Annotated in this window: 17 protein-coding genes; 8 read left to right on the top strand and 9 right to left on the bottom strand. The window is 63.3% G+C overall.

Annotated elements, in window-relative coordinates; all coding sequences use genetic code 11:
- The first annotated feature begins 26 nt into the window (after positions 1-26).
- Genes waaF through AC3WLP_RS17530 form a run of 7 tightly spaced genes read left to right on the top strand, consistent with a single transcriptional unit; the run spans position 27 to position 6987 of the window.
- Positions 27-1076: a lipopolysaccharide heptosyltransferase II gene (gene waaF / locus AC3WLP_RS17560; RefSeq protein WP_088513532.1), complete on the top strand. Its 1050-nt coding sequence runs from the start codon at positions 27-29 to the stop codon at positions 1074-1076.
- Positions 1077-2135, top strand: a complete 1059-nt coding sequence (waaC, locus tag AC3WLP_RS17555; RefSeq protein ID WP_003255648.1) for a lipopolysaccharide heptosyltransferase I — start codon at positions 1077-1079, stop codon at positions 2133-2135. It abuts the gene before it with no gap.
- Positions 2135-3259 carry a glycosyltransferase family 4 protein gene (locus AC3WLP_RS17550; RefSeq protein WP_088513531.1) on the top strand — a complete coding sequence of 375 codons (1125 nt, stop codon included), beginning with the start codon at positions 2135-2137 and terminating at the stop codon, positions 3257-3259. The genes waaC and AC3WLP_RS17550 overlap by 1 nt, the downstream gene beginning before the upstream one ends.
- A complete protein-coding gene (rfaP, locus tag AC3WLP_RS17545; protein ID WP_003255644.1) occupies positions 3256-4062 on the top strand; it encodes a lipopolysaccharide core heptose(I) kinase RfaP in 807 nt (268 codons plus the stop codon). The genes AC3WLP_RS17550 and rfaP overlap by 4 nt, the downstream gene beginning before the upstream one ends.
- A complete protein-coding gene (locus tag AC3WLP_RS17540) occupies positions 4062-4796 on the top strand; it encodes a lipopolysaccharide kinase InaA family protein (protein ID WP_014755099.1) in 735 nt (244 codons plus the stop codon). Before rfaP ends, AC3WLP_RS17540 begins: the two co-directional genes overlap by 1 nt.
- Complete coding sequence (locus AC3WLP_RS17535) at positions 4793-5545, top strand: lipopolysaccharide kinase InaA family protein (protein ID WP_003255640.1); 753 nt, start codon at positions 4793-4795, stop codon at positions 5543-5545. Before AC3WLP_RS17540 ends, AC3WLP_RS17535 begins: the two co-directional genes overlap by 4 nt.
- Positions 5545-6987 carry a lipopolysaccharide kinase InaA family protein gene (locus tag AC3WLP_RS17530; protein ID WP_011953270.1) on the top strand — a complete coding sequence of 481 codons (1443 nt, stop codon included), beginning with the start codon at positions 5545-5547 and terminating at the stop codon, positions 6985-6987. The genes AC3WLP_RS17535 and AC3WLP_RS17530 overlap by 1 nt, the downstream gene beginning before the upstream one ends.
- Positions 6988-7004: 17 nt before the next feature.
- Here AC3WLP_RS17530 and AC3WLP_RS17525 read toward each other — a convergent pair whose 3' ends face one another.
- The 8 genes from AC3WLP_RS17525 to AC3WLP_RS17490 form a co-directional block, all read right to left on the bottom strand.
- A complete protein-coding gene (locus AC3WLP_RS17525) occupies positions 7005-9791 on the bottom strand; it encodes a dermonecrotic toxin domain-containing protein (RefSeq protein WP_088513530.1) in 2787 nt (928 codons plus the stop codon).
- A 67-nt stretch (positions 9792-9858) separates the two neighbouring features.
- Entirely contained in the window at positions 9859-10044 is a 186-nt protein-coding gene (locus tag AC3WLP_RS17520) for a hypothetical protein (RefSeq protein WP_011953272.1), read from the bottom strand.
- Positions 10041-11153: a PepSY-associated TM helix domain-containing protein gene (locus AC3WLP_RS17515; RefSeq protein ID WP_004576367.1), complete on the bottom strand. Its 1113-nt coding sequence runs from the start codon at positions 11151-11153 to the stop codon at positions 10041-10043. The genes AC3WLP_RS17520 and AC3WLP_RS17515 overlap by 4 nt, the downstream gene beginning before the upstream one ends.
- Before the next feature lie 56 nt (positions 11154-11209).
- A complete protein-coding gene (locus tag AC3WLP_RS17510) occupies positions 11210-13642 on the bottom strand; it encodes a TonB-dependent siderophore receptor (RefSeq protein WP_003255632.1) in 2433 nt (810 codons plus the stop codon).
- 252 nt (positions 13643-13894) lie between these two features.
- Positions 13895-14851 carry a FecR domain-containing protein gene (locus AC3WLP_RS17505; RefSeq protein ID WP_011953274.1) on the bottom strand — a complete coding sequence of 319 codons (957 nt, stop codon included), beginning with the start codon at positions 14849-14851 and terminating at the stop codon, positions 13895-13897.
- Positions 14848-15366: an RNA polymerase sigma factor gene (locus tag AC3WLP_RS17500; protein ID WP_003255629.1), complete on the bottom strand. Its 519-nt coding sequence runs from the start codon at positions 15364-15366 to the stop codon at positions 14848-14850. Before AC3WLP_RS17500 ends, AC3WLP_RS17505 begins: the two co-directional genes overlap by 4 nt.
- A 203-nt stretch (positions 15367-15569) precedes the next feature.
- Positions 15570-16280, bottom strand: a complete 711-nt coding sequence (locus AC3WLP_RS17495; RefSeq protein ID WP_011953275.1) for a 3'-5' exonuclease — start codon at positions 16278-16280, stop codon at positions 15570-15572.
- A complete protein-coding gene (locus AC3WLP_RS17490; protein ID WP_014755106.1) occupies positions 16277-18214 on the bottom strand; it encodes a putative nucleotidyltransferase substrate binding domain-containing protein in 1938 nt (645 codons plus the stop codon). Before AC3WLP_RS17490 ends, AC3WLP_RS17495 begins: the two co-directional genes overlap by 4 nt.
- Before the next feature lie 116 nt (positions 18215-18330).
- On the opposite strand from AC3WLP_RS17490, the gene AC3WLP_RS17485 reads away from it, so the two are divergent.
- Positions 18331-18876 carry a response regulator gene (locus tag AC3WLP_RS17485; RefSeq protein WP_011953277.1) on the top strand — a complete coding sequence of 182 codons (546 nt, stop codon included), beginning with the start codon at positions 18331-18333 and terminating at the stop codon, positions 18874-18876.
- A gap of 43 nt (positions 18877-18919) precedes the next feature.
- Here AC3WLP_RS17485 and AC3WLP_RS17480 read toward each other — a convergent pair whose 3' ends face one another.
- Entirely contained in the window at positions 18920-21097 is a 2178-nt protein-coding gene (locus AC3WLP_RS17480; RefSeq protein ID WP_003255621.1) for a malate synthase G, read from the bottom strand.
- Between the last annotated feature and the right edge of the window lie 98 nt (positions 21098-21195).

Genomic DNA, 21195 nt, shown 5'->3' with positions numbered 1-21195 from the left:
CCTCCCCGAGCGTTTCTGGACTAAGCATGAGAATACTGATCATTGGCCCCAGCTGGGTCGGCGACATGGTGATGGCGCAGACCCTGTTCCAGTGCCTGAAACAGCAGCACCCCGACTGCGTGATCGACGTGCTGGCCCCTGAATGGAGCCGGCCGATCCTCGAACGCATGCCTGAAGTGCGTCAGGCCTTGAGCTTCCCGCTCGGCCACGGCGCGCTGGAGCTGGCCACACGTCGGCGCATCGGCAAGTCCCTGGCCGGCCAGTACGACCAGGCTATCCTGCTGCCCAACTCGCTCAAGTCGGCGCTGGTGCCCTTTTTTGCCGGCATTCCCAAACGCACCGGCTGGCGCGGTGAAATGCGCTTCGGCCTGCTGAACGATGTGCGCAAGCTGGACAAGGCCCGCTATCCGCTGATGATCGAGCGCTTCATGGCCCTGGCTTACGCACCCGGCGCCGAGCTGCCGCAGCCATACCCGCGCCCCAGCCTGCAGATCGAAGCGCAAAGCCGTGACGCCGCCCTGGCCAAGTTCGGCCTGGAACTGGACCGTCCGGTACTGGCGCTGTGCCCTGGCGCCGAGTTTGGCGAAGCCAAGCGCTGGCCGGCAGAGCACTATGCCGCTGTGGCCGATGCGATGATTCGCCAAGGCTGGCAAGTGTGGCTGTTTGGCTCGAAGAACGATCACTCGGTCGGTGAGCAGATCCGCGACCGGCTGATTCCGGGGTTCCGTGAAGAGTCGTCCAACCTGGCCGGTGAGACCTCGCTGGCCGATGCCATCGACCTGATGTCCTGCGCCCATGCCGTGGTGTCCAACGATTCCGGCCTGATGCACGTGGCCGCTGCGCTGAACCGTCCGTTGGTGGCGGTGTACGGCTCGACTTCCCCCGGCTTCACCCCACCGTTGGCCGAACAGGTGGAAGTGGTGCGCACCGGTATCGAGTGCAGCCCGTGCTTTGACCGCACCTGTCGCTTCGGCCATTACAATTGCCTGCGTCTGCTGGAACCGGGCAAAGTGATTGCCGCCCTGCACAGCCTCAGCGGACCGGACCTGATCGATACCGTGGCCGAGGTCGACTAAGTGCGGGTACTGATCATCAAGACCTCGTCGCTGGGGGATGTCATCCACACCCTGCCGGCGCTTACCGATGCCGCCCATGCCATTCCCGGTATCCGTTTCGATTGGGTGGTGGAGGAAGGCTTCGCCGAAATCCCCAGTTGGCACCCCGCGGTCGACCAGGTCATCCCGGTGGCGATTCGTCGCTGGCGCAAGAACCTTTGGCAAACCATCAAGAGTGGCGAGTGGAAGGCGTTCAAGCAGCGCGTGCGCGAGCGCAAGTACGACCTTGTGATCGACGCCCAGGGCCTGGTCAAGTCGGCCTGGTTGACCCGTTACGTGAAGGCACCCGTCGCCGGCCTGGACCGCTACTCGGCGCGCGAAGGCTGGGCCAGCCGCTTCTACGACCGGCCTCTGTCGGTTGCTACCGGCCAGCACGCGGTGGAGCGGGTACGCCAACTGTTTGCCATGGCCCTGGCCTATGACCTGCCAGAAGGCATCGGCAACTACGGCCTGGACCTCGACCGCCTGCAACTGCCCCCGGCTGCGCCCTATGTGGTGTTCCTGCATGGCACCACCTGGGCGACCAAGCATTGGCCCGAAGCCTACTGGCGCGAACTGGCCGAGCGCATGGGCCGGCGCAAGCTGGAAGTGCGCCTGCCTTGGGGTAATCCGGCTGAGAAGGCGCGGGCCGAGCGAATTGCCCAAGGCTTGAACAACTGCCAGGTGCTCCCCAAATTGAACCTTGCCGGCGTCGCTCGTGTTCTGGCGGCGGCAAAGGCCTGCGTGGCGGTCGATACCGGCCTTGGCCACCTGGCGGCGGCACTCGATGTGCCCACCCTTTCGCTGTTTGGCCCAACCAACCCGGGCCTGACTGGCGCCTACGGACGGACCCAGATTCACCAGGCCAGTGACTGGCCTTGCGCTCCCTGCCTGCAGAAGAAGTGCACCTACAAACCGAGCGCCGATGACCTGGCCCGGTTCGATCTGAAACGCGAGTGGCCACTGTGCTTCACTCGCCTGAATCCCGAGCATGTGGCGAGCCGCTTGAGCGCGTTGCTGCTGGCTGAGGATGTCCGTTGATGCAACTGGCTTTCGTGCTTTACAAATATTTCCCCTTCGGCGGGCTGCAGCGCGATTTCATGCGCATTGCCCTGGAATGCCAGAAGCGGGGCCACCAGATCCGTGTGTATACGCTGATCTGGGAGGGTGACATTCCGCCGGGCTTCGAAGTGCTGGTGGCGCCGGTGAAGGCGATCTTCAACCACCGCCGCAACGAGAAGCTCAGCGCCTGGATGGCCGCCGACCTGGCCAAGCGCCCGGTCGACCGCCTGATCGGCTTCAACAAGATGCCGGGGCTGGACGTGTACTACGCCGCCGACGGCTGCTTCGAGGACAAGGCACAGACCCTGCGCGGTGGCCTGTACCGCCGCTGGGGCCGCTACCGGCACTTTGCCGAGTACGAGCGTGCGGTGTTTGCCAAGGACGCCCATACCGAAGTGCTGATGATTTCCGAAGTGCAGCAGCCGCTGTTCATCAAGCATTACGGCACCCCGGTAGAACGCTTCCACCTGCTGCCGCCAGGCATTTCCCAGGATCGCCGTGCGCCGGCCAATGCCGCCGAGATCCGCGCTGAGTTCCGCAAGGAATTCAACCTGGGGGAGGACGACCTGCTGCTGGTGCAGATTGGCTCAGGCTTCAAGACCAAAGGCGTGGACCGCAGCCTCAAGGCACTGGCCGCGCTGCCGTCAGCCCTGCGCAAACGCACCAGGCTGATGGTGATCGGCCAGGACGACCCCAAGGTATTCCAGCTGCAAAGCGCTACCCTGGGTCTGGGCGACCAGGTGCAGTTCCTCAAGGGCCGTAGCGACATCCCGCGCTTCCTGCTGGGCGCCGACCTGCTGATTCACCCGGCGTACAACGAGAATACCGGTACGGTGCTGCTCGAAGCGTTGGTCGCCGGCTTGCCGGTGCTGGTGTCCAAGGTGTGCGGCTATGCCCACTACATTGCCGAGGCCGACAGCGGCCTGGTGCTGGACGAGCCGTTCGAACAAGAGCAGCTCAACGGCTATCTGCAGCGCATGCTCGAAGACCCGCAGGCGCGTGCCAGCTGGTCGCGCAATGGCCTGGCATTTGCCGATAGCGCCGATCTGTACAGCATGCCGCAGCATGCTGCCGACGTGATCCTGGGGCAAAAAAACGCATGAAGCTGATATTGGCCGAACCCTTCAAACGCCTGTGGGCCGGGCGTGATGCCTTCGACGCCGTGGAGGCGCTGCAAGGCGAGGTCTATCGCGAGCTGGAAGGGCGCCGCACGCTGCGCACCGAAGTGGCTGGCGAGGGCTTTTTCGTCAAGATCCACCGTGGCATCGGCTGGGGCGAGATCTTCAAGAACCTGTTCACCGCCAAGCTGCCGGTGCTCGGTGCCGGCCAGGAGTGGAAGGCCATCCAGCGCCTGCATGAAGTGGGTGTGCCTACCATGACCGCAGTCGCCTATGGCGAGCGTGGCAGCAACCCGGCCGCGCAGCACTCGTTCATCATCACCGAAGAGCTGGCGCCGACCATCAGCCTGGAAGACTTCAGCATCGACTGGGTCAAACAGCCGCCTGAGCCGCGCCTGAAGCGTGCACTTATCGCCGAGGTGGCGAAGATGACTGGCGGGATGCACCGCGCCGGGGTCAACCACCGCGATTGCTACATCTGCCATTTCCTGCTGCACACCGACCGACCGGTGACGGCGGATGACTTCAAACTGTCGGTGATCGACCTGCACCGCGCGCAAACCCGTGCCAGAATCAGCCGCCGCTGGCGCGACAAGGACCTGGCTGCGCTGTACTTTTCGGCCCTGGACATTGGCCTGACCCAACGCGACAAGCTGCGCTTCCTGCGCGGTTACTTCCAGCGTCCGCTGCGGCAGGTGCTGAAGGACGAAGCCGCGCTGCTCGCCTGGTTGGAGCGCAAGGCCCAGAAACTCTACGATCGCAAGCAACGCTATGGGGACGCACTCTGATGGCGAGTTGGACACTGGCGCCGGGGTACGAACACCTGGCGGCGGACTTCGGCAGCCTCGACGCGGTGTTCGCCCTCCAGGGCGAACGGCTGACCCGCGACCCGCTCAGTGAGGTGGTACGCATCGAGCGTGACGGGATCAACTACTACGTCAAGCGCTACACCGGGGCCGGCAAGCACATGCGCCGGTACCTGGGGCGGCCACGCATCAAGGCCGAATGGCAAAACCTCAAGCAGTTCGCCAAATGGGGTATCCCCACTGCCGAAGTCGTGGCTTGGGGCCTGGAGCGCAACGGCCTGGCCTTTGGCCGTGGTGCTATGATCACCCGTGAACTGCCGCACACCGAAGACCTGTCGGCCCTGGCCGAACACAACGATGCGCGCTTGGCCGACCGCGCCTGGGTCGACCATGTCAGCCGTCAACTGGCGCGCCATACCCGGGTCATGCACCAACACCGCTTTGCCCATAACGACCTGAAGTGGCGCAACCTGCTGGTCGATGACCAAGGCACGCTATTCTTCATCGACTGCCCTACCGGCGACTTCTGGCGCGGTTTCATGTGGCGCCACCGGATGATCAAGGACCTGGCATGCCTGGACAAAGTGGCCAAATACCACCTGTCAGCTACCCAGCGCCTGCGCTTCTACCTGCAATACCGTGGCCGCGACCGGCTGAATGTGCGTGACAAAAAGCGCATTCATCGGGTACTGGGCTTTTTCGAGGGAAGGGAATGACCGATTACCTGGCCAGCGCGGACCTCGCGCTGCTCAAGCGCCATGGCCTGGACAACTTCGAGGCGCTGTGGGCGCTGCAACTTGATGCTGTGGACGAACCCAACACCGGCCGTGGTGGCTGGAGCAGCGTCTTCCGTCTGGAACTCGAAGGCAAGGGCTACTACCTCAAGCGCCAGAGCGACTACTTGACCCGTACCTTGCACCGGCCGTTCGGCGAGCCCACCTTCGCCCGCGAATTCCGCAACATCAGTCGCTACCAGAAGCTGCGCATTCCGGCATTGCAGGCGGTGTTCTACGGCGAGCGCAAGCAGGGCGGCAAGCACCGGGCTATCCTGATGACCCGCGCTCTGGACGAGTGGGCCGACCTCGACAGCCTGCTGGCGCAGTGGCCGCGGTTGGGTGAAGCCGAGCGCACTGGCATCCTGCAGGCCTGCGGTCAGCTGGCGCGCACCCTGCACAGCGCCGGCCAGGTGCATGGCTGCTTCTACCCCAAGCACATTTTCCTGCGTCAACGCCGCGAGGGTTGGGACGCGCAATTGATCGACCTGGAAAAGACCCGGCCGCTGCTGTTCGGCATGCGTGACCGCCTCAAGGACCTGGAGCCGCTGCTGCGCCGCGCGCAGGCCTGGCGCGTGCAGGATGTACGTACTTTGCTGGCGACCTACCTGGGGCAGCCGGCTGACGGCGCGCTGGTCGACACCTGGCTGCAACGGCTGACGCAACGCCGTCGTGAAAAAGAGGCTCGCTGATGCGTTTGTCTGAACTGAAGGATGCCGGGCGCAGCCCGACGCTGCCCCTGAGTATCACGTTGGTTGATGCCGCCGGCAGTGCCGACTTGCAACTGCTCACCCTGCTGCGTGTGCTGCCGGGCCAGCGTTATGTGGGCGCTGGTGTCTGGCGTGGCACACCGGTGCTGGCGAAGCTGCTGGTCGGTGGTAACGCCGCGCGGCATTTCCAGCGCGAACTGCAGGGTGTGAAGTTGCTGGCCGAACAAGGCCTGACCACACCGACGCTACTGGCCGACGGCCTCAAGGAAGGCGAGGGCGGCTGGCTGCTGTTCGAGTTCCTTGACGGTGCCCAAAGCCTGGCCGATGCCTGGGCCGCAGTGGCAAACCTGCCAGTGCTGGCGGACGAGCAGCACCTGGTACTGGGCGAAGCGCTCACGGCTGTGGCGCACATGCACGCCCAAGGCCTTTGGCAGGAAGACCTGCACCTGGACAACCTGCTGCGCCATGCCGGCAAGCTGTACCTGATCGACGGTGCGGGCATCAGGGCGGAAACACCCGGTCAGCAGTTGTCGCGACCACGGGTGCTGGAAAACCTCGGGGTGTTTTTCGCCCAGTTGCCCAAGCGCCTGGAGCCGTTCATCGAAGAGCTGCTGGTGCATTACCTGCTGGCCAATGCCGAGCATGCGTTGCCGCTGGAAGCCCTGCAGAAACAGGTGGACAAGGTGCGTACCTGGCGCCAGAAGGACTATCTGGACAAGGCTGGCCGCGAGTGCAGCCTGTTCAGCGTCCAGCGCACCCTCTCGGGCTTGCAGGCGATCCGCCGCAGTGAGGTCGAGGCCATGCAGCCTGTACTGGAGCAGGCCGATGCGCTGATCGACAAAGGCCATTTGTACAAGACCGGTGGCGCTGCCAGCGTGGCGCGCATCGAGGTCAATGGTCGCCCGTTGGTGATCAAGCGCTACAACATCAAGAACACCGCACATTGGTTCAAGCGCTTCTGGCGCCCAAGCCGGGCCTGGCATTCCTGGATTGAAGGCCACCGCCTGGAATTCCTCGACATCGCCACGCCACGCCCCCTCGCGGTGCTGGAACAGCGGGTGCTGGGCCTGCGCAGCCGTGCTTACCTGGTCACCGAGTATGTCGACGGCCCGGACCTGACGGCATGCTTCGCGCCCTACGTTGAAAGCGGCGATGCGCCCGAGGAGCAGGTGGATGCTTTGGTGCACGTGATGCAGCAGCTGATTCGCGAGCGCATCAGCCACGGCGACTTCAAAGGCCATAACCTGTTCTGGCACAACGGCCAGTGGTCGCTGATCGACCTCGATGCCATGTGCCAGCACGCCACCCAGCTCAGCTTCGCACCGGCCTATGCCCGTGACCGGGCACGGCTGCTGCGCAACTGGCCCAATGGCAGTGCCTTGCATCAGCGGCTGGACCGGCTGTTGCCAAAACTGGTCGACTGAGGCCGCCGGATCCGCTGTCAGTGGGTCGGCGGTGGTTGATCTGGCAGTGTCAGCCAGTCACTGCTGCGCCCTGCCTGGCGAACGCGTATCAGCCACTGGCCGTTTTCGTGGCGCAGCACCGCCCACGGCACCACCCCGGCGTTGCTGGCAACGGCAATCTCCAAGTGGTAATGATCCGGTAGGAGGTGGCGGCGCACAGGCAACTGCCCGTTCTCGAGTGCCAGGTACAGCTGATCGTCAGCCTGAAAAAGCCCTTGTTCGATGTTTACCGGCAGGCCGGCCACAGGCGTTTGTAGATAGCAGTCCTGCAGTAATTGCTTCAGGTCGGGCAGCCCGTCGTACCAGAGCACCGGTGAGTCGATGACCCACTGCCCGTCGGCTTTGCGCTTGAGCGGTTGCTGCAGATAGGCATCTGGCTGGTCAGGGTCAATGGCTCGCCAGCGGTAGCCGTCGAAGCTGACCCGGTAATAGCGGTTGTCGTTGTCCTTGACGAAGTACAGCGATTGCCCACCAAACGCCGAGCTTTGCTCGTAGACACCTTCACCGTAGATACCGTCTATGCGATAGCGCAGGCTGCTGCTGTCCGGTTGTACCTGGAGGCGTGCGGGCAGCGGCAGTGGCGGTGGTTTGGGGATCCCGCGCAGGGATCGGCGTAGCACTCTGGAACCCATGAAACTGGTACCCGCATCGTTGAGGTGGCTAAGCGCCTGATAGGCATGCCGCATCACCCCCTCGACATCCTCTTGCTTGAAGGCCTCGGCGCCGTCCCAGATATCGATTGCCATGCGGCCGATCGACAGCACCAGCAGCGCACGGTTCGGCAACAGCAGGCTGATGAAGTCCAGCAAGCGCCAGCTCAACGCCATGACCGACTCCGCATTCACTTCGCTGGTCGTCATGCTGTCGGCATCGGCCTGGGCGATCAGCGCCCGGGCCTCGGCCATGTAGTAGTCGAAGAAAAGGTCGTCTTTGACCTCGGGCGTGGTCAAATGCGTGCTCAGGCGCCCCTTGTCCAGCAACCGCTGCACCGTGGCGGCAGGCAGCAATGGCAGGCGCTGGGCTACGTATGCTCTCAACGTGGGCTGTTGGCGCAATGTGCGAAGCAGTTCGCGGGTCGTGCGAAAACGGCGCCAGGCCCTGCGGTCTGGGGCATCCGGGGTGTACAGCACGCATGCCGGAGATTTGTAGGGGAGGCTGTTGAGCAGAAGCACGCCCTGCAGGGTATGGCCCATGATGTTCAACTGCCGAACAGTGACCGGGTAGCCGGCTACCGGTGCACGCAAGGCATTGTGTGGTTGGTCCAGCACTGCGCGCACCCAGTTGTAGCCATGTTCGAAAGGGTCTTCGCCAAAGTGTCCGGCGTAGCGCGCCTTGACTGCTTCAGCGTGCATGCGTGCACGGTTGACCTTACTGTGCGCAGTCAGGCGCCATTTGCCTGCTCTGGAACTGATGAGTTGGGTGTGCAGGTACTTTGCGTAGCTGTCACCCACGTTCAGTTCCCGGACCATGTGCTTGACATACGGCGGCGTGAGCCCGGCGGGCATGGCTTTACCGTGGGCATGGATCACCCGGGCAGTCAGCCAGTAGTCGGTATCGAACCACGGCAAGTTCTTGAGGGCGATCTCTTCGAGGGTGTTGATTTCCTCGACCATCTCCACCATCTCGTGGCCCACGCGTCGCATGCCTGCATAGGTGACATAGGATGAGAGGGCGAAGGGATGCATGATGGCGCCCGTGCGGCGGGCGCGTACGACCACGATCTTGATCTCGCGAGGATCTGTGTCGTACCCCAGGTCATGGCCCAGGCGCTCGCGAAGGCGTGCGTTGGCCCAGGCCAGCAGGCTATTGCGTTGCTTGAAGTCGTCAAGGCTCAGCACTCCCGGGGCTGCAGCCTGCTCGGCGATTGCCACCAGCGTTTGCATGGCCTGCATCATATGGCTCAGGCCTTGCGCAGATGTATTGCGCAGCCAGTTGGGCAGATTCTTCTCAAGCAATTGAGAGTAGCGTGTTTGCAGGATGGGTTTGGCGCCGACTTCGGGCCATAGCGCCAGGGCTTTATGTATTCGGGTGTGCTGGTCGGGTGAGCCGTTGCTCCACAAGCCGGTGTCACTCAGGCGTTGGCGTTGGGCTTCTATCACGCTGTCGATCTGGGCCTCCAGCAGGCTGTCGGCGTACCAGTCATAGCGCAGGCGCTGTGACCGGCGAGCGCGGTCTGCCTGCGCGTCAGAGTACAGCTGCAGCAGCGGTCTGCTCTGGAGGGGGGCTTCCAGGCGTTCGCAAAGCTCTAAATGCAGTGCGGCAAGGGAGTCGAAGGCCTCTATGCCTTGTGACAGGCTGCACAGCAAAGCAGCGCCTGCGGCATCCTGAGGCGTGAGCATAGGGCCTTCGGCGGTACCGGCAACGATGATCAGTGTGCCTGGCAGGTAGCTTCGCCAGTTGGGCCGTAGGCCTTCCAGCAGAACGCGGTAGACCTGTGGCCTTTTGGCCAGGGGCATATGCCTGCGCTGGGAGGGTAGTGGCTGTTGCAGGCAGGCCCATAGTTGATCGGCTGAGCGGTAGCCCAAGGTCTCGTCGCCCAGGCGCAGTTCAACCTCGGCCAGCATCAGCGCCTTGCGCAGTGCCAGCAGCTTTTGTCTGGGGGTTTCGCCTTGCTCATCGGCCGTGGTCCAGAAGCTGGCCAGTTCGCCGTGCAGCCAGGTGCGCGTGTCGGGGTTGATGGGGTGTTGACGGTCGAGGGTTGGAAGGCCGTCGAGCAAGTCACCGATTTGTCGGTCGATCTGTTCCAGTTGTTCGAGGGGGCGCATGGGGCGGTTCCTTGGTTGAGGAAAACCCCATGCTTGGCAATACCTGCGGTTGCGGGGTGGTAGCGGGCTAGCGCCCCCGACGCCAGAGCAGCCCGCGCAGGCTCAGCAGGGCCGGCAGGCCCAGGCCGGCCCATGCCAGAACGTCCCAGCCACCGTCGCCGAGCAGTGCGGCGAACAGGCCCAGGAAGCCAAGCAGGGCAATCAACGCTGGCCAGGCGAAGAGGCGTGCAGTGGCTTGAGACCTGTGGCTCATGCGCGTGCCTCCCTGGGTTTGCGCTGCTTGCCCCACCACAGGTAGAGGCCGCTGCCGAGCACGATGATTGTCAGCACGTCCAGTAACGCCCAGAGGATCTGCATCGGTCGCCCGCCGTAATCGCCGAAATGCAGTGGCTGCGACAGGCCCATGGCATCCATGTACCAGGGACGGTTGCCGACGGCAGTCACTTCAAGGGTGCGAGCATCGATCAGTACTGGCGTGAACAGGTGCGAACTCAGGTGGGTGGCACCGTTCATGAACACCGCATAGTGGTGCTCGCTGGAGAAACGCGTGCCAGGAAACGCGATGAAGTCCGGGCGCATGCCCGGCGCGGCCTGTTCGGCAATGTCCAGCAGGCGAGTGGCTGGGGCGCGCTCGACGAGCGGCGGGGCGTCGCGGTAGGGGGCAACCATCGCAGCCAGGCTGTCGTTGCGCCAGGCCGCGATGACCAGGTCGGACAGGGCACTGATTACCCCGGTCACGCTCACCGTCAATGCCCAGGCCAGGGTGACCACGCCGATCAGGTTGTGCAGGTCGAGCCAGCGCAGGCGGCGGGACTTCTTGTGGCGTACGGTGCCGAATTCCAGGCGGCGCATGAACGGCGCATAGAGCACGGTGCCGGAGACAATCGCGACAATGAACAATACGCCCATGAAGGCCAGCAGCAGCTTGCCCGGCAGGCCTGCGAACATGTCCACATGCAGGCGCAGCATCACCATCATGAAACCGCCGTTGGCGGCCGGCATGGCCACCGCCTCGCCGGTGCGTGCATCGAGCATGAAGGTGTGCGACAGGTTGGGGTCGGTGCCGGCGGTGGCGGCGGTAATGGCGACTACGCCGTTGGGCTCGTCTTCATCGTAGCCGAAGTACTGCATGACCTCGCCGGGGCGATGTTGTTCGGCCTTGAGCACCAGTTGCTGCAGGTCGAGGTGCGGTGTGCCTGCCGGCATTTCACGCAGTTCAGGGGCGTCGCCTAGCAGGTGTTCGAGTTCGTGGTGGAAGATCAGCGGCAGGCCGGTGACTGCCAGCAACAGCAGGAACAGGGTACAGACCAGGCTGCTCCAGGTGTGGATCAAGGACCAGCGGCGGATGGTGGGGCTCTTCATCACGGTACCGATTGTTGTCGGTTGGAACCCGGGGCCGCAAGGCGGCCCCAGCTTACTCAGAACTTGTAAGTGGCGCTGGCGACAACGCTGCGCTCATCGCCGTAGTAGCAGTAGTACGCGTCACAAGTAGAGAGGTAGTCCTTGTTCAGCAGGTTGGTGGCGGTGACCGCGACCGACGCGCCCTTCAGGCTGCCGTTCAGGCGACCCAGGTCGTAATGCACCGACCCGTCGAAGACGGTGTAGGCCTTGGCCTTGCCCAGGTAGGTATTGCCTTGGTCACCGTAGGTATTACCGGTATAACGCGCGCCCAGGCCTATGCCGAAGCCGTCGAGTACGCCTGAGTGCCAGGTGTAGTCGCCCCAGATGGACGCTTGCTGGTTAGGCATCAGTTGCAGGCGGTTACCTTTGAAATCGCCATCCTGCACCTCGGACTTGGCCAGGGTGTAGGCGGCAATCACCTTCAGGTTGTCGGTCACATCGGAAACCGCTTCCAGCTCAAGGCCGCGGACTTTCACTTCACCGGTCTGGCTGGTGATGGTCACACCACCGACCGTGTTGGTGACCGAGACGTTTTTCTGAGTCAGGTCGTACACGGCTGCCGACAACAGGGTGTTGGACCCCGGCGGCTGATACTTCACGCCCAGCTCCCACTGTTTGCCTTCGGTGGGCTTGAACGAGTCCGAGGCTGACACACTGGCATTGCTGGAGGGCTGGAACGACTCGGCATAGGACAGGTACGGCACGAAGCCCGAGTCGAACACGTAGCTGATGGCTGCGTTGCCGCTGAACTTCTTGTCCCGCTGGGTATTGGTGGCATCGCCCTGGTTGAAGAACTTGGTGCCGGTGTGCACCCAGTCTTCACGACCGCCCAGGGTCAGGCGCCAGTTACCAAGCGCCATCTGGTCCTGCACATACAGGCCGGTCTGACGGGTTTTCTGGTTGTAGTCGTAAAACGCGGTCGAGCGATCCGGGCGAGTGATCGGCAGCCCGTAGACCGGGTTGTTGACGTTGCTGTCCGGCACGGTGAAGTCGAAGATCGACAGGTAGTTGGTGTTGATGCGCTGGTGGTCCAGGCCGATCAACAGCGTGTGGTTGATGTCCCCGGTCGCGAAGTCCGCCTGGAAGTTGTTGTCCACTGCGAACTGGCTGATGTCTTCATCGGTGTTGGTGGACATGCGGCTGACAGTGCCATCGTCTTTGACCGGGCCGCCGGGCTCGTAGTAACTGCCAGGGGTGATGGTCTGGAACGACAGGTCTGACTTGGTGTAGCGCAGGTTCTGGCGGAACTGCCAGACGTCGTTGATGCGGTGTTCGAAGGCGTAACCCAGCGCGTAGTAAGTACGGTCGTAGAACTCGTAATCCGGGTCACCCAGGTTCTTGTGGTGCGAGATCTTGCCGAACGGCATGTCGATCTTGGTGCCCTGGATGGGCCGGAATTGGCTGGTGGCACCGGTATCGTCACGGGTGAACTGGGTCAGGAAGGTCAGCGTCGTGTCTTCGTCAATGTTCCAGGTCAGGCTTGGGGCAATGTTGTAGCGCTTGTTGTCGATGTGGTCGATCTGGGTGCCACTGTCACGGATAACGCCACTGACGCCATAGAGAAAGCGACCTTCATCGTCGATCTTGCCGGTGCTGGCGAAGTTGATCTGGCGATGGTTGTCGCTGCCGTATTGAAGCTCGATTTCGTGAGCGCTTTCCGCTTGCGGACGGCGGCTGACCATGTCCAGCAGGCCGCCAGGTGGAGTCTGGCCGTAGATCGAAGAGGCCGGGCCGCGCAGCAGGGCGAGGCGGTCGAGGTTCCAGGTTTCGGCTTTCGGGTTGGCATACACGCCGCGTGGCAGCGGCAGCCCATCGAGGAATTGCGTTGGTTCGAAGCCGCGCACGCGCATCCAGTCATACCGCGTATCGCTGCCGAAGCTGGCGGAGACGATACCTGGCATATAGCGCACTGCATCATCCAGGCTGTGTACACCGCGGTCTTTCATTTGCTCGCGGGTGGCCACAGAGATGGAGCGGGGGACCTCCACAAGTGCCGTGTCAGTCTTGGTGCCAGCAGCAGTGCGCTTGGCCACGTAGCCCTCAACCGGGCCCCAGGCGCTTTCGCTGGCGCTGGTGGCATTCACGGTGGTTTCCGGCAAGGCCAGTGTGCCATCCGGCACGGCCACCAGGCTGTAGCTGCCCGCACTGCTCTGCTGCAACTGCAGGCCGGTACCGCTCAGGGCGGCTTGCAGGGCGCCCAGGCCGTCGTATTGGCCGCTTACCGGGGCCGAGGTGCGTCCGCTGACCAGTGCCGGGTCGATGGCCAAGGCAATGCCGGCCTGGCTGGCGATCTGGTTGAGGGTGGTGGCCAGTGGCGCGCTGGGCAGGTTGTAGGCGCGCGACATGGATTGCTCGGCGGCGAACAAGGCAGGGCTGGTCAGCGGGGCAGCCAGGCCGATGGCCAGGGCCATCAGGCTGGGGCGCAGAATATGATCAACGGCACGGGACATGCGGCGGTTCCTCGACGGGTAAGTGCTTGCTGCTTCCTTGCCGAGCGAGATCTGAAAAGTGACAGGGTGAATCTGAAAAATATTGAGAATTATTTAAAAGGGGGTTTGCCAGCACCGGCCTCTTCGCGGGTGAACCCGCTCCTACGACGACCCCGATGTGTGCCCACCACCGTGGTAGGAGCGGGTTTACCCGCGAATACGGTGGTGGCGGCAACAGTGAACGGCGGGTGGAAATTGGTCAGCAGGCCAGGCCTATTTGGACGTGACGTTCACCCACCACTGCGTATGTCGCTCGATCTTCACCGGCAACGCCGGCACCAGCGAGGCCAGCGCCAGGTCGGTGTTGGTCAGCGGGAAGCTGCCGGTCACACGCAGGTCGGCGACCTTGGCATCCACCCCGAGGTAGCCGCTGCGGTACTGGCCCAGTGTGGCGAGCAGGTCGCCCAGGCGTACGTTGTCGACCACCAGCATGCCGCGGGTCCAGGCATCGGCACCGGCAGGCACCGTGCCAACCTCGCCGATGCCGTTGGCGTTCATCAACACCTGCTGGCCTTCGCGTAGCACCTGTTCGTCGCCGCTGTTATGCGGCATGGCGGCGACCGAGGCTTGTAGCACTTCCAGGCGCGTACCGTCGGCTTCGCGGCGCACCAGGAAGCGCGTGCCCAGTGGCCGCAAGCGACCGTCCTCAGTGCGTACCAGCAGCGGGCGCGAGTCCTGGTGGCCGGTTTCGACCGAGATTTCGCCTTGGTGCAGCACGATCACCCGTTGCGCGCCGGCGTAGTCGATGTCTACGGCGGTGTGGGTGTTCAGGCTCAGCAGTGTGCCGTCTTCCAGGCGCAAGGTACGCAACTCTCCCGTGGCGGTGCGCTGGTCAGCCAGCCAGTAGCTGGGTGCCAGCGACGGGGCGCCGCCCCATGCCAGCAGCGCGCCGAGCAGAAACGTGCCAGCCAGCCCGCCGCCAACCTTGCCAATGCGTCGCCGCAGGCTGGCGCGTGATTGCAGCAGCGCCTGGCGTGCCGGGCCAGCCGCCGCGCTAACGCGTTGGTCCATGGCGCCGAGCTGGCGCCAGGCACGTGCGTGCTCTTCGCTGGCGGCATGCCAGCGCATGAATTCATTGCGCTCATCAGGCGTGCTGCTGCTGTCGCCGAGGCTGAGTTTCCAGGCAATCGCGGCTTCCAGGACCCGGGACGAAACCGGGACGTTGCTCACGTCGGCTCCCCATACAGGGCTACATAGCACTGGCGCATCCCTTGGGCGATGTACTGGCGCACCCGCGACACCGAAACGCCAAGGCGCTCGGCAATCTCGGCATGGCCCATGCCGTCCAGGCGGCTGTGCAGAAACGCCGCGCGAGCCTTGCTCGACAGCTTGCCGAGCAGGCGGTCGATGGCTTTGAGGTCTTCAAGGATCAGGTGCTGCATTTCTGGCGACGGCTGTTCGGCTTCAGGGATCAATGCCAGCTCGGCCAGGTAGGCTTGTTCCAGCGCGGTGCGACGGAAGTGGTCGAACATCAGCCCCTTGGCCACGGCGGCCAGAAACGCGCGGGGTTCGCGGGGTGTCTCCAGTTGCTCACGACCAAGCAGGCGCACGAAGGTGTCCTGGCTCAGGTCTTCGGCACGTTGGCGGCAGGCCATGCTGCGTTGCAGCCAGGCGAGCAGCCAGCCGCGGTGGTCGCGGTACAGCGCACCGACCAGATCGGCGTGTGGGCTTTGTGCAGAAGACAAGCAGCGTCCCCCTGGAACGAATGCATTAACTAACGATAATTATTCTCGATTGTTGCAGAGGGGAGGGGGTGGGTGCAATGGACGCTTATCGGATTGCCATCATGGGGCTTGGTTTGAGTTATGTGGCGCCGGTGAGATCAAGCTTGCTCGCGATACGCCGCGCGGGCGGCGCTCAATCTCACCGGCGCTGCAAATCCCACGCCTTACAAACCATGACTCTGCATCTTGCGCCGTCGCCACCCGCGCAACCGTTGCTCAAGCTGCAGCGGGCTGTCCAGCTGCTGGCGCCGGGCCTGGCTGAACAGGATCAGCGCCAGTTCTGCAGTCACCTGGGCATCGGCACTGGCATGATGGCGTTCTTCAACCTGCAAGCCAAACCGTGCCACCCAGTCATCCAGCCCGGCCTCGCGCAGTACCGTGTCTGGGTTGAGCATCGGTGCCAGTTCGGCAACGTCTAGGAACATTGACTGCAAGCGATGCCCAAGGGTCTCTTTCAGCGCACGGGCCAGCATGCGCTGGTCGAATGGCGCGTGAAACGCCAGCACCGGGCTGTTGCCAATGAAATCGAGTAAATCCAGCAAGGCCTCGGCCGGGTCGCAACCGGCAGCCAGGGCGCTGGGGCCCAAACCGTGGATCAGTACGCTGGCGTTGGTCTTCTGCAAAGGCCGGTGCAATGTGCGTTCGAACTGCTGGGCAAAGTCGATGGCACCGTCTTCGATGGCCACCGCCCCAATCGACAGTACCTGATCACGGTTGGGGTTGAGCCCGCTGGTTTCCAGGTCCAGCACCACCCAGCGCTGCTCACGCAGGGTACATACCCCCAGCGGCACGGGCTTGGGCAACCGGGCCAGGCGCTGGCGCTTGGCGTGGTCCAGCTCGGGCGCGCTGGGGCGTAGCCAGGCGAACAGGCTCATAGCTGATACCGCAAGGCCAGGCTGCTTTGCAGGCGCTGAGCCTGGCGCAGCGACTCGCGCAGGATGCGCCGGTCCAGGTGGTTGAGGCTGTCCGGGTCGAGCCGGTTGGAGTAAGGCAGGTTGTCGCGAATCTGGCGTTGGTGCTGCTGCATGCGGGTTTGCTGGATGAAGTGGTAGGCCTCTTCATAGGCGGCGCCGTCCAACGGCTCGATCACGCCCTTGGCCACCAGTTGGCGTAGGCGCTCCAGGGTATTGCAGGCTGCTATGCCATTGGCCAGGGCCAGCAAACGGGCACCATCCACGAAGGGCGTCAGGCCCTGGACCTTGAGGTCGAGGGTCGCCGCCTTGTCGTTGCCCTGGCGTGTCAGCACGAACTCGCGCAACCGGCCCACCGGCGGGCGTTGGCGCAGGGCGTTGTCAGCCATCATGCGCTGGAAGATGCGGTTGTCGGCTACCTGTGCCAGCAGGCCCTGGCGCAGTTGCTCGCAGCCTTGCTCGTCGCCCCACACCACACGCAGGTCGAAGTAGATGCTCGAGCCCAGCAGGTTCTCCGGGCTGGCTTCGCGGACAAACCCGGCAAAGCGCCGCGCCCACTCGCTGCGCGACAGGCACAGTTCGGGGTTGCCGGCCATGACGTTACCCGTGCACAGGGTGAAACCGCACTGGGCCAGGCATTGGTTGATGTATTGCGCCAGCGGCAGCAGGCGAGCGCGGATGGCGTCGGCCTCGGCGCTGTCGACTGCTTCGAAGAGGATGCCGTTGTCCTGGTCGGTGTGCAGGGTTTGCTCACGTCGCCCTTCGCTGCCAAAGCACAGCCAGCTGAACGGCACGCCCGGGTCGCCACGTTCGGCCAGGGCCAGTTCGATGACCCGGCACACGGTATGGTCGTTGAGCAAGGTAATGATCTGGGTGATCTGCGTCGACGATGCGCCATGGGCCAGCATGCGTTCTACAAGCTGGCTGATTTCGCCGCGCAGCGAAACCAGCGTATCCAGGCGTGGCGCATGGCGTATGGTGCGCGCCAGGTGAACCAGATCGACCCGTTGCAGGGAGAACAGGTCGCGCTCGGAAACCACGCCGCACAGGCGTCCGTTTTCCACCAGGCAGACATGGGCAATATGCCGCTCGGTCATGGCCATGGCGGCATCGAAGGCGCTGGCCTGGGGTGGGAGGTAGAACGGTTTGGCGGTCATGTGCCGGTCGATGGCGGCGCCCAGGTCGGCATCTACTGTCGCCACCACCTGGCGCAGGTCGCGCAAGGTGAAGATACCGATGGGGTAGCGCTGCGGGTCGACCACCACGATGCTGCCCACCTGTTGCTCGTGCATCAGCCGCACGGCTTCGCGCAGGGGCGTATGGGCGCTGCACACCACCGGGTGACGCATGGCCAGTTCACCCAGGGGGGTGTTCAGCGAGTATTGGGTGCCGAGGGTTTCCACAGCGCGCTGGCGTACTTGCTGATTGACCTGATCAAGCAGGCTGCTGACACCGCGCAGGGCAAAATCCCGAAACACTTCAGACATCGAGAACACGCGGATGAATGCGGCCTTGTTCAGTTGCAGGCAGAAGGTGTCTTCCCCGGCCAGGTGCTCGGTGCGGGTTGCCCGCTCACCCAGCAGGGCTGCCAGCGGGAAGCACTCCCCGCTGGTGATCTCGAACGTGGTTTCGACACCCGGTTTGGCCAGGTGCTGGCGCTCGCCAACCACGCGGCCTTGCTTGACGATGTAGAAGTGCTCGACCGGCCCGTCGGCAGGTTTGACGATGCTTTCACCGCAGGCGTAGAAGCGCAGCTGGCACTGCTCGACCAAGAAGGCCAGGTGGCTGTGCTCCATCTGATTGAACGGCGGAAAGCGCTGCAGGAACTGCAATGTGCCTTGGATGTTTTGCAGTACCGCTGTCTTGCCCGCCTGGCTGTAGGCGTCCTTTTTGCTCATGAAACTGACCGTATCGCTATGCCGAACTATATATATCTATATATAGGTACCGGCCATGTTGTTCTCTGCCTCCATGGTCGGCTTGCGGCGGGGTGGTGCCCATTGGACGTAAGTCTATGAGCGCCCTTGTCAAAGACCCGACGAAAGGCGAAACGGGTTACGCAAGTAATGCGGTCCTAATGCTGAAGCGGAATTATTTTGACGAGACAAGCATGCCCGAGCACACCGACATCCTGAGCGACGCCGAGCGCGAGGCCTTGGCCGTGATAAACCAAAGTGCGCCTGTGGAAGCCAGACCGTTGGTGCTGGTGGTGGATGACAACGCGGTGAACCGCGAGGCGCTGATCCTGTACCTGAAAAGCCGGGGCATTGATGCGGTGGGGGCGGATGGGGCCGAGGAAGCCAGGTTGTACCTGCACTACCAGAAGCGTATCGGGTTGATGATTACCGATTTGCGCATGCAGCCTGAAAGTGGACTGGACTTGATCAGGACAATTCGCGCGTCGGAGCGGGCGGCGTTGTCGATCATTGTGGTGTCGGGTGACACCGATGTGGAAGAAGCAGTGGATGTGATGCACCTGGGGGTGGTGGACTTCCTGCTCAAACCGGTGGATTTGGGCAAGCTGTTGGAGCTGGTGAGGAAAGAACTGAAAATGGGTTGATGCGCCAGGGGGCCGCAAAACGGCACCCTGGCGCAGATGTTACTTACAACCCGTTACGCGCCTTGAACTCGCGGCGACGGCGGTGCAGTACCGGTTCGGTATAACCGTTCGGTTGCTTGCCACCTTCCACCACCAGTTCCACAGCCGCCTGGAACGCCACGTTGTCGTCGAAGTTCGGCGCCATCGGGCGGTACAGGGCGTCGCCAGCGTTCTGCTGATCGACCACCACGGCCATGCGCTTGAGGCTTTCCAGCACCTGCTCCTGGCTGACCACGCCGTGGCGCAGCCAGTTGGCCAGCAGCTGGGCAGAGATGCGCAGGGTGGCACGGTCTTCCATCAGGCCGACGTTGTTGATGTCCGGCACCTTCGAGCAACCTACGCCCTGGTCGATCCAACGCACCACGTAGCCGAGAATGCCCTGGGCGTTGTTGTCCAGCTCGTTGCGGATCTCTTCGGCCGACCAGTTGGTGTCGGCAGCCAGCGGAATGGCCAGAATGTCGTCCACCGACGCCGGGGTACGTGAAGCCAGTTCACGCTGGCGCGCCTGTACGTCCACCTTGTGGTAGTGCAGGGCGTGCAGGGTGGCGGCAGTTGGCGACGGTACCCAAGCGGTGTTGGCACCGGCCAGCGGGTGGGCGATCTTCTGCTCGAGCATGGCGGCCATCAGGTCAGGCATGGCCCACATGCCTTTGCCGATCTGCGCACGGCCTTGCAGGCCGGTGGCCAGGCCAACGTCGACGTTGTTGTTTTCGTAGGCGCCGATCCACTTCTCGTTCTTCATGGCACCTTTGCGCACCACGGCGCCGGCTTCCATCGAGGTGTGGATTTCATCGCCAGTGCGGTCAAGGAAGCCGGTGTTGATGAACGCCACGCGCTCGGCGGCTGCCTTGATGCAGGATTTGAGGTTGACCGTGGTACGGCGTTCCTCGTCCATGATGCCGACCTTGACGGTGTTGCGCGGCATGCCCAGCAGGTCTTCGACCTGGCTGAAGATCTCAGCGGCGAAGGCCACTTCCTCAGGGCCGTGCATCTTCGGCTTGACGATGTACACGCTGCCGCTGCGGGTATTCTTGCGGCTGGTGTTGCCGTTGAGGTTGTGCAGGGCGATCAGGTTGGTGAACAGCCCGTCCTGGATACCTTCGGGGATTTCGTTGCCTTGGGCATCGAGGATCGCCGGGTTGGTCATCAGGTGGCCAACGTTGCGCACGAACAGCAACGAACGACCGTGCAGGGTCACGCTGCCGCCGTTAGGCGCCGCGTACTCGCGGTCCGGGTTCATGGTGCGGGTGAAGGTTTTGCCACCCTTGCTCACGCTTTCGGCCAGGTCGCCTTTCATCAAGCCCAGCCAGTTGCGGTAGACGATGACTTTGTCGTCAGCGTCTACGGCTGCAACCGAGTCTTCGCAGTCCATGATGGTGGTCAGTGCCGACTCCATCAGGATGTCTTTGACGCCAGCGGCGTCGGTGCTGCCGACGGGGGTGCTGGCATCGACCTGGATTTCGAAGTGCAGGCCGTTGTGCTTGAGCAGCACGGCAGTGGGTGCGGCGGCGTCGCCGTGGAAGCCGATCAGTTGCGCATCGTCGCGCAGGCCGCTGTTGCTGCCGCCTTTCAAGGCAACAACCAGCTTGCCGCCTTCGATGCGGTAGCCCGTGGAGTCAACGTGCGAGCCGGCGGCCAGTGGCGCGGCTTCGTCGAGGAAGGCGCGGGCGAAGGCGATGACCTTGTCGCCGCGTACCTTGTTGTAACCCTGGCCTTTTTCGGCGCCGCCTTCATCGCTGATGGCGTCGGTGCCGTAAAGGGCGTCGTACAGCGAACCCCAGCGGGCGTTGGCGGCGTTCAGGGCGAAGCGGGCGTTCATCACCGGCACGACCAGTTGTGGGCCGGCCATGTGGGCGATTTCTTCGTCCACGTTCTGGGTGGTGGCCTGGAAATCGTCGGCTTGTGGCAGCAGGTAGCCGATTTCCTGGAGGAATGCTTTGTAGGCTGCGGCGTCGTGGGCCTGGCCTTTGCGTGCCTGGTGCCAGGCGTCGATCTTGGCTTGCAGCTCGTCGCGCTTGGCGAGCAGGGCTTTGTTCTTTGGAGCGAGGTCATTGATGATCTTCTCTGCACCCGCCCAGAACTGCTCGGCGACGATGCCGGTCCCGGGGATGGCTTCGTTGTTCACGAAGTCGTACAGGACCTTGGCGACCTGAAGGCCACCGACTTGAACGTATCCAGTCATTGCTTGCCTCACTCTGCTCAGCTATTTCGCTCTTCTGTATTAAGCCTGTAGCGCTTCTCTAAACACGGCACCAGTGCATGCTCCCGGTTTTGCTCGGG

This window comes from Pseudomonas sp. FW305-E2 (assembly GCF_058782925.1).
Note: the sequence above shows the minus strand (reverse complement) of the source record. Positions and strands in the feature narration are given on the sequence as shown.

Coding starts and splice junctions, on each gene's coding strand:
- waaF (WP_088513532.1), top strand. CDS start 27: ATGAGAATACTGATCATTGGCCCCAGCTGGGTCGGCGACATGGTGATG.
- AC3WLP_RS17550 (WP_088513531.1), top strand. CDS start 2,135: ATGCAACTGGCTTTCGTGCTTTACAAATATTTCCCCTTCGGCGGGCTG.
- rfaP (WP_003255644.1), top strand. CDS start 3,256: ATGAAGCTGATATTGGCCGAACCCTTCAAACGCCTGTGGGCCGGGCGT.
- AC3WLP_RS17540 (WP_014755099.1), top strand. CDS start 4,062: ATGGCGAGTTGGACACTGGCGCCGGGGTACGAACACCTGGCGGCGGAC.
- AC3WLP_RS17535 (WP_003255640.1), top strand. CDS start 4,793: ATGACCGATTACCTGGCCAGCGCGGACCTCGCGCTGCTCAAGCGCCAT.
- AC3WLP_RS17530 (WP_011953270.1), top strand. CDS start 5,545: ATGCGTTTGTCTGAACTGAAGGATGCCGGGCGCAGCCCGACGCTGCCC.
- AC3WLP_RS17525 (WP_088513530.1), bottom strand. CDS start 9,791: ATGCGCCCCCTCGAACAACTGGAACAGATCGACCGACAAATCGGTGAC.
- AC3WLP_RS17520 (WP_011953272.1), bottom strand. CDS start 10,044: ATGAGCCACAGGTCTCAAGCCACTGCACGCCTCTTCGCCTGGCCAGCG.
- AC3WLP_RS17515 (WP_004576367.1), bottom strand. CDS start 11,153: ATGAAGAGCCCCACCATCCGCCGCTGGTCCTTGATCCACACCTGGAGC.
- AC3WLP_RS17510 (WP_003255632.1), bottom strand. CDS start 13,642: ATGTCCCGTGCCGTTGATCATATTCTGCGCCCCAGCCTGATGGCCCTG.
- AC3WLP_RS17495 (WP_011953275.1), bottom strand. CDS start 16,280: ATGAGCCTGTTCGCCTGGCTACGCCCCAGCGCGCCCGAGCTGGACCAC.
- AC3WLP_RS17490 (WP_014755106.1), bottom strand. CDS start 18,214: ATGAGCAAAAAGGACGCCTACAGCCAGGCGGGCAAGACAGCGGTACTG.
- AC3WLP_RS17485 (WP_011953277.1), top strand. CDS start 18,331: ATGAGCGCCCTTGTCAAAGACCCGACGAAAGGCGAAACGGGTTACGCA.
- AC3WLP_RS17480 (WP_003255621.1), bottom strand. CDS start 21,097: ATGACTGGATACGTTCAAGTCGGTGGCCTTCAGGTCGCCAAGGTCCTG.